At 69.4% G+C, this 10,855-nt stretch carries 11 protein-coding genes and 1 pseudogene; 7 read left to right on the plus strand and 5 right to left on the minus strand.

The annotated features are described in order from the left end of the window. The 7 genes from VFO68_RS23185 to VFO68_RS23215 form a co-directional block, all read left to right on the plus strand. Positions 1 to 1,336, plus strand: a 1,336-nt coding sequence (locus VFO68_RS23185) for an amidase (protein ID WP_325160470.1), incomplete at its 5' end; no start/stop codon positions are given. 2 nt (positions 1,337 to 1,338) lie between these two features. Beyond that, positions 1,339 to 2,829, plus strand: coding sequence for a glutamine synthetase family protein (locus tag VFO68_RS23190; RefSeq protein WP_325160471.1), 1,491 nt, complete (start codon positions 1,339 to 1,341; stop codon positions 2,827 to 2,829). A gap of 9 nt (positions 2,830 to 2,838) precedes the next feature. Beyond that, positions 2,839 to 4,125, plus strand: a complete 1,287-nt coding sequence (gene purB / locus VFO68_RS23195; RefSeq protein ID WP_325160472.1) for an adenylosuccinate lyase — start codon at positions 2,839 to 2,841, stop codon at positions 4,123 to 4,125. Beyond that, entirely contained in the window at positions 4,109 to 4,510 is a 402-nt protein-coding gene (locus tag VFO68_RS23200) for a GNAT family N-acetyltransferase (RefSeq protein ID WP_325160473.1), read from the plus strand. The genes purB and VFO68_RS23200 overlap by 17 nt, the downstream gene beginning before the upstream one ends. A 103-nt stretch (positions 4,511 to 4,613) precedes the next feature. Continuing rightward, the gene (locus tag VFO68_RS23205; RefSeq protein ID WP_325160474.1) at positions 4,614 to 5,480 is read left to right on the plus strand and encodes a hypothetical protein; all 867 of its coding nucleotides are present in this window, start codon (positions 4,614 to 4,616) and stop codon (positions 5,478 to 5,480) included. After that, complete coding sequence (locus VFO68_RS23210) at positions 5,477 to 6,088, plus strand: ATP-binding protein (protein WP_325160475.1); 612 nt, start codon at positions 5,477 to 5,479, stop codon at positions 6,086 to 6,088. Before VFO68_RS23205 ends, VFO68_RS23210 begins: the two co-directional genes overlap by 4 nt. Then, positions 6,085 to 7,551 carry an ASCH domain-containing protein gene (locus VFO68_RS23215; RefSeq protein WP_325160476.1) on the plus strand — a complete coding sequence of 489 codons (1,467 nt, stop codon included), beginning with the start codon at positions 6,085 to 6,087 and terminating at the stop codon, positions 7,549 to 7,551. Before VFO68_RS23210 ends, VFO68_RS23215 begins: the two co-directional genes overlap by 4 nt. Before the next feature lie 10 nt (positions 7,552 to 7,561). Here VFO68_RS23215 and VFO68_RS23220 read toward each other — a convergent pair whose 3' ends face one another. The 5 genes and pseudogenes from VFO68_RS23220 to VFO68_RS23240 form a co-directional block, all read right to left on the minus strand. Next, positions 7,562 to 8,386 carry an AfsR/SARP family transcriptional regulator gene (locus VFO68_RS23220; RefSeq protein ID WP_325160477.1) on the minus strand — a complete coding sequence of 275 codons (825 nt, stop codon included), beginning with the start codon at positions 8,384 to 8,386 and terminating at the stop codon, positions 7,562 to 7,564. 17 nt (positions 8,387 to 8,403) lie between these two features. Then, the gene (locus VFO68_RS23225) at positions 8,404 to 8,601 is read right to left on the minus strand and encodes a DUF397 domain-containing protein (RefSeq protein WP_325160478.1); all 198 of its coding nucleotides are present in this window, start codon (positions 8,599 to 8,601) and stop codon (positions 8,404 to 8,406) included. Positions 8,602 to 8,620: 19 nt separating this feature from the next. Next, entirely contained in the window at positions 8,621 to 9,385 is a 765-nt protein-coding gene (locus VFO68_RS23230) for a DUF5753 domain-containing protein (protein WP_325160479.1), read from the minus strand. A gap of 44 nt (positions 9,386 to 9,429) precedes the next feature. Next, a complete protein-coding gene (locus VFO68_RS23235) occupies positions 9,430 to 10,239 on the minus strand; it encodes an AfsR/SARP family transcriptional regulator (protein ID WP_325160480.1) in 810 nt (269 codons plus the stop codon). 155 nt (positions 10,240 to 10,394) lie between these two features. Further along, positions 10,395 to 10,855 (minus strand): annotated as a pseudogene (locus VFO68_RS23240) (IS701 family transposase); the annotation flags it as partial.

Below are 10,855 nucleotides of genomic sequence, written 5' to 3' on the forward strand. Positions count from 1 at the left end.
TGAGTTCTCGGTCGCCGAGCACGTCGGCAAGCTGCTCGCGGCGATCGAGGAGGACGCCTCGGTGGGCGCGTTCGTGTCGGTCGCAGGTGAACAGGCGCTGGCCGAGGCCGAGGCGGCCGACGAACGCATCCGCGCGCTCGGGCCGGCCGCCTGGCGGGACCGCCCGCTGCTGGGCGTCACGATCGCGGTCAAGGACCTGATCCAGACCCGCGACCTGCCCACCACCCGGGGGTCGCTGCTGGACAACCGGCGGCCCCGGGTGGACGCGCCCGCGGTGGCCCGGCTGCGCGCGGCCGGCGCGATCATCGTGGGCAAGACCACCACCTCGGAGTACGGCTGGAGCACCAGCACGGTGAGCCGGGTGACCGGCCCGACCCGCAACCCGTGGGACCCCGACCGCTCGGCAGGCGGGTCCAGCGGCGGGTCGGCGGCGGCGGTCGCGGCCGGGCTGTGCGCGGCGGCGCTGGGCACCGACGGGGCCGGCTCGATCCGGATTCCCGCGGCGTTCTGCGGTGTGGTCGGCTACAAGCCGTCGTTCGGCCGGGTGCCCTACGTGCCGCCGTGCGCGGACCGGCTGGCCCAGGTCGGACCGATGACCGCCACCGTTTCCGACGCGATGGAGCTGGCGGCGCTGATCGCCGGCGCGCATCCGCACGACCCGGACTCCGGCACCGTCGTGCTGGACACCGTGCCCCGGCCACGCGCGCTGCGGATCGCCTGGATCGAGTTTCCCGGCACCACGCCGGAGGTCGGCGCGGTCGCCGGCCGGGTCCGCACGGTGCTGACCGGACAGGGCCACCGGTTGACCGCGACCGAGGTTCCGTTCGCCGATCCCTACCAGGCCATGGTGGATCTGGTCGCGGCAGGCGAGGCGGCCGGCACCCGGCACGGCGACGAGGCGCGGGCCGACCCGGGACGGCTCGCGGTGGTCCGGCACGGCCGCACGCTGCGCGGCACCGCGGTCGCCCGGGCCGAGGAGGTGCGGCTCGCGCTGCGGACCACGCTGCGCGGGGTGATGGGCCGGTTCGACCTGCTCGCCATGCCCACCGTTCCGGTGGAACCGTTCGGCGCCGGCGCGATCGCTCCGGACTGGGCGGCCGATCCGGCGGATCTGCTCTGGCTGGCGTGGACGCCGGCCACCTACCCGTTCAACCTGACCGGCCAGCCGGCGCTCTCGCTCCCGGCCGGCCTCACGGCTTCCGGTCTCCCGGTGGGAGTCCAACTGGTCGGCCCGTTCGGCGCCGACCAGTTGGTGCTATCCACCGCCCGGAGCGTCGAGGCCGAGCTGGAACCGCTGCCGCGGCCGCCCGGTCGACCAACCGAAAGGATGCTCTAGCCATGTACTCCCGGTCGTGGTCACGCCTGTACTCCGAAAGCAGCGTCGGGCGCCCGGCGTTCGTCACCGAGCTCGGCCTGTGGGACGACCGGCAGATCGAGGCGGCCGAGGCCGTCGAGCGCGCGCTGGACGACATCGACTTCGTCCGCGTGGCGTTCTGCGACCCGCACGGCCTGGCCCGGTCCAAGACCCTGACCAGCGCCGCGTTCCGCACCGTGCTGCGCAACGGCATGGACTTCAGCCCGGGGCCGTTCATCTTCGACACCGGACACGCGGTGGCGGTGGACTTCCTGAACAGCCCGGGCGTCGGGGTGGACGAGATCCTCGGCGCGGGCGACTTCGTCGTGGTTCCGGATCCCCTGACGTTCCAACCACTTCCGGGCTCGGAGCCGCGCACCGCGTGGGTGCTCGGGGACGAGTACCTGCGCGACGGCACGCCGCACCCGCTGTCCACCCGCAACGTGCTGCGCCAGGTGTGCGCCCGCTACGCGGCCCGCGAGCTGGCGCCGGTGATCGGCCTGGAGGTGGAGTGGTACCTGACCCGGCGGCTGGACGGCCCGCCCGGCAACGTGGGCAACGGGTTCGGCACCCAGGGCGCGGCGCCGCGGGTCGAGCCGGTCAACGCCGGCTACCAGTTCAACCTCGACTCCTACACCGAGGCGGTGGCGCCGGTGGTCTACCCGCTGGCCATGCGGGTGCAGGAGATGGGCCTGCCGCTGCGTTCCCTCGAACACGAGTCCGGCCCGGGCCAGCTGGAGACCACGTTCGACCCGATGCTGGCCATGGACGCCGCCGACGCGATGCTGCTGTTCCGCACGTTCGTCAAGCAGGACCTGGCCCGGCAAGGGTTTCACGCGTCGTTCATGTCGCTGCCGCGGATCGACGGGTTCGACCCGAGCGGCTGGCACCTGCACCAGTCGGTGATGGACACCCGCACCGGCCGCAACCTGTTCGCCGTGGCCGGATCCGACGAGATGTCGCCGGACGGCAAGGCCTACATCGAGGGACTGCTGGCCCGGGCGCGGGACTTCTGCCTGCTGTCGGTGCCGACGGTCAACGGCTACCGGCGGCTGGACCCGGCGTTCACCCTGGCGCCGACCCGGATCGGCTGGACCTACGAGGACCGCACCGCGATGCTGCGGGTGCTCGGCGGCGGTAGCTCGACGCACATCGAGAACCGGGTCGGCGAGCCGTGCGCGAACCCGTACCTGCTGATCGCCGCGCAGCTTTTCGCCGGACTGGACGGGCTTTCCGGCAGTCCCCGGGACGAGCGCGGCAGCGGCGGCGACACTTTGCCGCAGTCGCTGCGGGAGAGCCTCACGGTGTTCCGCGCCGGCCGGGCCACCGAACTGCTCGGCGCCCCGCTGGCCGCCTGCCTGGCCAAGCTCAAGGAGAGCGAGGCGACCCGGTTCGAGGCCTGGCAGGCCGCCGAGGCGCCGCCGGCCGGGGTGGTCACCGAGTGGGAGCAGCGCGAGTACTTCGAGAACTACTGAGGACAGGACATGATTCCCCGATACGCGCTGCCTGAGATGGCCGAGCTGTGGTCGGATCAGGCACGTTACGAGACCTGGACCAAAGTGGAGGTGCTCGCCACCGAGGCCCAGGTGCGGCTGGGCCGGGTGCCCGAACACGTCCTGCCCGACGTGCGGGCCGCCCGGGTGCCCCCGGCGGCCCGGGTGGCCGAGATCGAACGGGAGCGCGACCACGAGGTGCTCTCGTTCCTCGCCGCCTGGTGCGAGGACATGCCCGACGAGTCGGCCCGCTGGGTGCACTGGGGCATGACCAGCTACGACCTGGTGGACACCGCGCTGGGCCACACCATGGCCCGGTCGGCCGACCTGCTGATCGGCGCGGCGAAGCGGCTGCGCCGGGTGCTCGCCGACCGCGCGGTGGAGCACTGGCGGACCGTCTGCATAGGACGGACACACGGGGTGCACGCCGAGCCGGTCACCTTCGGGCACAAGCTGGCCCGGTTCGCCTTCGCCGTGGACCGCTCGGTCGAACGGCTCACCGCCGCCCGGGCCGTGGTGGCGGTGGGCACGATCTCCGGTTCGGTGGGCACCTACGCGCTGATCGACCCGGCCGTCGAGCGCCAGGTGTGCGAGCGGCTCGGGCTGGGCGTGGAACCGGCGCCCAGCCAGGTGGTCGGCCGGGACCGGCACGCCCAACTGGTGTCCGCGGTGGCCATGCTCGGGTCCTGCGTCGAGCAGATCGCCCTGGAGTTGCGGTTGCTGCAGCGCACCGAGGTCGGCGAGGTGCAGGAGCGGCGCACGATCGCCTACCAGGGTTCGAGTGCCATGCCGCACAAGCGCAACCCGACGACCAGCGAGCGGCTCTGCGGACTGGCCCGGCTGCTGCGCGGGCACGCCTACGCCGTGCTGGAGGACGTGGCGCTGTGGCACGAACGGGACCTGGCGCACTCCTCGGTGGAGCGGGTCGCGCTGCCGGACAGCCTGATGGTCGGCCACTACCAGGTGACCAAGGCGGCCGAACTGGTCGAGACGCTGGAGATCTACCCGGACCAGATGCGCTCGAACATCGACCACACCAACGGACTGGTGTACAGCTCGGCGGTGCTGGCCGGGCTGCTCGAGGACGGGATGGAGCGGGAGAAGGCCTACCGGGTCGTGCAGGCGGCGGCGGACCGGGCCGCACGGTCCGATGTGGACTTCGCAACGGCGCTCGGCGAGCACGGCATCGACGCGGGCGAGCTGCGGCCGGAGCGGTTCCTGGCCCGGCAGGACGTGATCCTCACGCGATTGGAGACGCTTCGTGAACTGGAAGATTGAGCGGGTGGACGGCGCGCTGCTGGACGTCGACGAGGTACTCTCGGTCTACCGCGAGTCGACGCTGGCGGAGCGTCGTCCGGTCGGCGACCGGGAGCGGTTCGAGGCGATGGTGCGCAACGCCAACCTGATACTGGTCTGCCGGATCGACGGGCGGATGGTCGGCATCGCGCGCAGCGTCTCCGACTTCGCCTACGTGACCTATCTTTCCGACATCGCGGTCAGCCAGGACTGCCAGCGGCAGGGCATCGGCCGCGCGCTGATCGACGCCACCCGCCAGGAGGCGCCCACCGCGAAGATCGTGCTCCTGTCCGCCCCCGCGGCCGCCGAGTACTACCCGCACATCGGCTTCACCCAGCACAACTCCGCCTGGGTGCGCAACCCTTAGCCCGGCGCACGCGCGGAGTTCACCCTTCGGTGGGCTGGGCTTTTTCTGGGCATCGTGGTTGACTCAACCTATGCCCACAAAACGCCCAGCCGAGGATGAGGTGGTGGCAGCGGTCGCCCGCCTGCTGCGGCAGGGACTGCCGGTCACCCCGGCCCATGCTGAGGCCGTCCTGCTGGACCTGCGCGGGGTCGTCGCCAGGGCAGTCGATCCCGCCAATCCGTCCAGCCGAACCACGGCCCTGGACGGCACGATGCGCGGTTTGCTGGCCAGGTTTCCCGACGCACGCTACGCACGGGCAGCAAGGGCGCTGTTCGGCCTGCCGCCAGCCGCTCCGGGGTTGACCCTCACCGCGCGGCGAGACCTGGCGGCCGAGCAGGCCGGCCACGAAGTGCATCATTTCCGCAAGCGGGTCGAGCCCAAACTGATCGAGAAGGTCGCCTGGGAACTACTGGCCGACGCCGACCGATTCACCCACACGCCCATGATCGCGCCCCGGTTGGCGCCGGTCATCGTCCGCAAACCGGTCGCGGCCGACCCGTTCGCGTGGGAGCTCACCGAGCATGAGGAGCAGTTGGCTCGGTTGTGGTCGGCGCTCTATGCAGCCCACGCGGAACTACTCGCCGTCGAGCGGCTGGTCAGCATAGGCGCGAACCGGCTTGACCTGATTCATGCGGCAGTAACCGCCGCCTGGCGGTGGGCAGCCGCCCGAGCCGAGGTGATTGGCTACTCCACCGCCTACTCCCCGGACTCCGACACCTCCGTCGATGACCTCCTCGCTCTGGCCGGCTGGACACCGGAGCTGACCGGGGCGCAGGCATCCCGGTTGACCGAAGCGGCCGCCGGGGGTGCCAGCCGAGAGCAGTTCGTCCACGCCCTGCACAACGAGACCGGGCTGGGCAGCACCTGGGTTGACCGTCTTCTCGGCTCCGACGCGATGCCGATCACTGACTCGAACGGATCACCGCAGTGACCAAGATCAATTCACTTGCCGCCGCGCTGGACGCCGCGTCAGACGGCCCGCCCCGCCGTTATGTGGTCACCGGCGGCCCGTCGTCAGGCAAGGACGACCTGATCGAGCGGATCCACGCCGCGGGCATCCCCTGCATGCAGGAGGAACCCGGCCGCGAGATCTACCGCAAGCACCGCGAGCGGCTTGGCCGCCACCTCCGCCGGGAAGACCGGCGCGAGTATTCGTTGGAGGTGCTGGAGGCATTCATCGCCGAGTACACGGGTCACACCCGCGGAATCAGGTTCTATAACAGGGGCATTCCAGACGGCTACGGCTGGGAAGGCTTCTTCGGGCTCAAACCGGCCCCGCAGTTGGAGGATGCCACCGCGCGCTATCGTTATGACGCGATCTTCGTGCTCGATCCACTTGACACCTTCGAGGATCCGGACGACATCGTTTGGGCCAAGGACCGCGAGATTCGCCGCGTTCACGAACTGATCGTGCAGGGCTATTACGACGCCGGCTACGAGCCCGTGTTCGTCGCTCCCGACTCAGCCGACGCCCGCCTGGACTTCATCTGCGCCAACCTCCGCCTGCCCAGACCGAGCCGAGGACCGGGATCTCCTTGAGCCGCAGCGGAACCTCGACGCTGCTGATCTCGCCAAACAGCGTCCTTGCCAATGCACTACTGCGCACCATCGACCTCCTCCGACCGCGGGTGCAGGCTGTGCGGCCCACACGGATCGAGTTCGTGGTCGGCACCCAGATCAACGGCGCCCCGCATTTGGGCACCAACCTGGTCCAGACCGCCGCGTTCCTACTCGCAAAAACCGCCCGCCGTGAGTTCTCCATCGACACCCGCGTCCAGTTCGGCGCCCTGGACAACGCCCCGCATGAGGTGGTACTCGACCCCGAAACCCACCACGCATACCAACAGACCTACGTCCATGCCTTGGGCAAGGACAAGATCACCGAGCTGATCGATCGCTACTACACTGTCTTCTTCGACTCTCTGTCAGAGGCTTCAGGAACCGACTACGCGGTCGAGACCTACACCGATCAACAGGCCACACCCGGCTTTCGGGCAGAGTTCCTGCGCACGCTGGAACGTCTGGAGGACATCCGGTGGTGGATGGCCCCGTCGCACGGAACAGTCCACATTCGCATACCCTGTCCTGAATGTGGCTGGGCAGAGAAGCGTGCCGACCGCACCAAACTGATCCGGTTTGGTGAGGACGGTGCCACCTTCACCGCGGTCTGTTTCGATCACGGCCGTTACGAGGCACACATCGATCCCGAGGACGATGCGCCTTATCTGGACCTGGCCACGCTATACCGCAACCTGGTCAAGGAACGCACCCTTGGCCGAGCCACCGACGTTCTGCACGTAATGATGAAGGGCGGTGACTGGGCATTCGGCTGTCAGCTTGTCGACGGCGCCCTCGGCGCGCTAGGCACTCCTGCCGCGCACATGCCAATCCGCATCTTCACCCCGCAGGTCCTGGCTCCTACGGGGGCCAAGCTGTCCAAGTCGCTGCTGCGTGAGCGTGACACACGCCTGCTGCCTGCCGATGTTGAGCCTTGGATGGTCGACACCACCACCTGGCCCGGCGCACTCGACAACTACGTCGACTCGCTCGTTTGGCTGGTCGGCGAGTTGCTCACAGACCCTAAACACTTCTTCCGCTCGTTCACTGTCAAGGAGCTCGGTCGCCTCATGTCCGCCCGACCTGTCACGTTGCCGGTCCGCGCCCACGAGATGGGTATCTACAAGCGTTACTTCGACCTGATCGCGAGTGGGCGGAAGAGTGTTGAGGTTCGGGTGAACGACTCGAGTCGGCGGAAGATCAGGGCGGGGTCGCTGATCCGGTTCCGGTGTCAGGGGGATCAGGTGCTCACCCGGGTCACGCGAGTCGCGCGGTATGCGAGCTTCGAGGAGATGTTCGACCATGAGCGGATTGGCTCGGTCAACCCGCTGGCCACCCGCGAGGAGCAGCTCGCCAACATCCGGCAGATCTATCCGCCCGAGCGGGAAGCACTCGGGGTGGTTGCGATCGGCATCGAGCTGGTGGATCCACCACGGCCGGCCTGACCCCGCACGGTCAGGCGCCCTTGCGGAGTTGCCAGTCGCTGGCTACGAAGCGGGGGTCGTCGACGAGGGGGTCGGCGGAGAGGATGGCCTGGTGGAGTTGGCGGAGTTGGCGGGAGGGGTCGACGCCGAGGTGGCGGCCGACGGAGGTGTGCAACCTGCGGTACACCTCCAGGGCGCGCCACGGTAGGCCGCTGCGGTGCAACGCGAGCATGTACTGGGCGTGGAAGTTCTCGAACCACGGGTGTTTGGCGCACAGCGCGGCCAACTCGTCGAGCAGCAGGCGGTGCCGGCCGAGGCGCAGGTCGGCGTCGATCCGCAGGTCCAGCGTTGAGAGCCGGCTCTCCTCCAGCCTGGTCCGCTCGATCTGCAGCAGCGGGCCGACCACCACGTCGACCAGCGCCCGCCCACGCCACAGCTTGAGCGCGTCACCGAGAATCCGGGCCGCACTGTGATAATCCCCCAGGCTGACCGCTCGGCGGCCGCTGGCGACCAACTGCTCGTACTGGCCGGTGTCGATGTGTCCGGCCGGCACGTCCAGCGTGTAGCCGCCGGGGCCGGTGAGCAGGATGTCCTTGGACGACCGGTCGGCGCCCTCGGCGAGCGCGTTCTTCACTTTGCGGCGCAGGTGCAGGATGTAGGTCTGCAGGCTGGCCAACGGTAAGCGGGGTGGCCGGCCGCCCCAGATTTCCTCGATCAGCGCCGATGCCGTCACCACCTGCCCGGTGTTGATCGCCAGCATGGCCAGGACCTGGCGCTGCTTGCGGGCCGAGGGCACGATGGAGGTTCCGTCCACGGATCCCTGCAGCGGCCCGAGAACCTTGATCTCGACCCTCATGAGCTTGCTCCTCTTGGTCAATGGTCGCCCAGGGCCCGGCGGAACCGATCCCAGGCCCGCGCCGGCAGCATGAGCACCCCGCCCGGCGGGTTCTTCGAATCACGTATCGCCATCGCCCCGGAAGCCAGGAACGCGATCTCGACACACACGTTTCCGTCGCCGTTGCTGTGGCTGCTCTTGCGCCACACGACGCCGGGCGGAACTGGGGCGCACACCGGTCTTCTCCTTTGTCACTCAGGCCCGGCCGAAACCGATCGCGGCGATCAGCTCGCGCGATGCGTCGGGTTCCAGCGCCACGGCCCGCAGCCCTTGGAACCTGATGACGTACAACTCGACATCATCGGGCTCCTCCAGGTAGATCCCCTTGTCCAGCAGTTCGACGTAGCCGATGTCCGGATATCTGGCGTCGAACGAAAGGATGTAGAACGGTGTGCCCATTGCCGGGTACGCCTCGGTGGCCGGCACCACCCGCAGGTCGACGTTGGGCAACTCGGACAGGTCGATCAGATGCCGTAGCTGGCGACGCATCACGTCGGGGCCACCGACCTGGATCCGCAGCGCGCCTTCGGTGATGATCGCCTCGAGGTGAATCGGGTTGGGACTGTGTAACCGCGCCTGCCGCCGGTTCCGCGCGCCGACCCGGCGCCGGATCAGCGCCTCGGACGTCCACGGCTGGTTCGCCCTGATCACCGCGGCGGTGTACTCCGGCGTCTGCATGAGACCGTCCACCAGGTCGATCTTGAAGGTGCGCACCTTGGTCGCTTCGCTTTCCAGTTCGACATAGACGAGAGCGTCGTCGACGAGGGTGTCCTTGCCGACCGAGTCCCACCAGCCGCTCTTGCGCTCGGCCAGGAACGGGTTGACCACCACACCCCGCTCGGGGTTGTTGATGGCATATACCGGGGCGAACCGGGTGCCGTCCACCGACGAGGTGGGCGACACCCCGTTCCGGGCCCGGGTGCGCCTGGCGGGAAACCACGCCGCATTGCTCTCTGACATGTCTTTCTCCCCGAATTGACCTCGGCAAGCGCCTCCGCCGCCGGTCAACCCACGGCGCCGATGGGGGCCGGCCGCCGAATCGCGACCGCGTCCAGATCGACGTCCGAGTTCAGAATCGCGTGCTGGAGTTGCTGCACCTGAACGGAAGGCTCGACGCCGAGTTCGTCGACCAGCCGCTTGCGCAGCCGCCGGTAGATCTCCAGCGCCTTCCACTTACAACCGCAAGCGTAGAGGGCGGTCATATATTGTTCGCACAGCTTCTCGTGCAACGGGTATAGAGCCGTGAGCTCGGCCAGCTCACCGAGCAACTGGTGGTGCCGGCCGATGCGCAGATCGGCTTCGATCCGGGACTCCAGCACGCCGAGCCGGCTCTGCTCGAGCCGTTCGACCTCGACGCCGAGGCGGAACCCGACCCGGACGTCGACCAGCGTCGGACCGCGCCAGGTCTCCAGCGCGCTACCGAGCAGCTTGGACGCCGCGGCGTAGTCGCCGGCCTCCATGGCCCGCTCGCCGGACGTGGACAGCTGCGCGAACCGGTGCACGTCGACGTCTTCCGGCGCGATGTCCAATGTGTACCCACCAGGCCGGGTGATCAGGATCTGCTTGCCGGCGCCGGCCAGCATCGCGTCGTCGATGTGCTGCCGCAGCCGCAGGATGTAGGTCTGCACCAACTGGGTCGCCGACCGCGGCGCCTCGGTGATGCCCCACAGCTCCTCGATCAGCGTGGACACCGGGATCAGCTGCCGGGCGCAGATCGCCAGCATCGCCAGCACCTGCCGCGGCTTGCGTGCGGTCGGAACGACCGGCACACCGTTGTGCCACGCCTCGAGCGGTCCAAGAACCTTGACCTTCATAGCGTGCTCTCCTCCATCTGTGATTCCTGTGGACGCCCGGACGAGGCGTCCAGCACTGACATGAAGCGGGAGACCGGTGCGCCGGCGGGACGAACCGAGCGCGCCGGACGGGCCGGACGAACCGGACGGGCCGGCCGCTGCGCGCGCAGCGTGCGGTACGCGTGCGCCGCCGAGACCAGCGTCACGTGGTGGTGCCAGCCGGCATACGACCGGCCCTCGAAGTCCTGCAGGCCGAAGTTGTCCCGCAGCGCGGCCATGTCCTCCTGCCCGGACCGCCGGCTCAGCTCGACCAGGTCGACGATCTGGGCAAGTCGGACATTCGTCAGGTTGGTCAGCCAGACTCCGGTCAGCCGGCCCGCGGCCGAGTCCCGGGACCACTGCCCGACGACCCGGCGCGTCCCACCGTGCGCACAGGTCGAGGTGAGATGAACCCGGCCGTCGGACGGGCAGGTGTCGCACAGCGACAGCAACGAGTAGTCGACGCCGGCGCCGGATCCCGCCCGGTCATGCACCCGCAGCATGACCTGCCGGCGGCTGGCGGACAGCTCGGCCAGTTCGCCCGCGGTGGCCACGGTCAGAGCGCCGGCCGGCGACCGGGTCTGCGCCACCGGCGTGG

It is taken from the genome of Actinophytocola sp., assembly GCF_035712165.1.
Lineage (GTDB): Bacteria > Actinomycetota > Actinomycetes > Mycobacteriales > Pseudonocardiaceae > DASYTH01.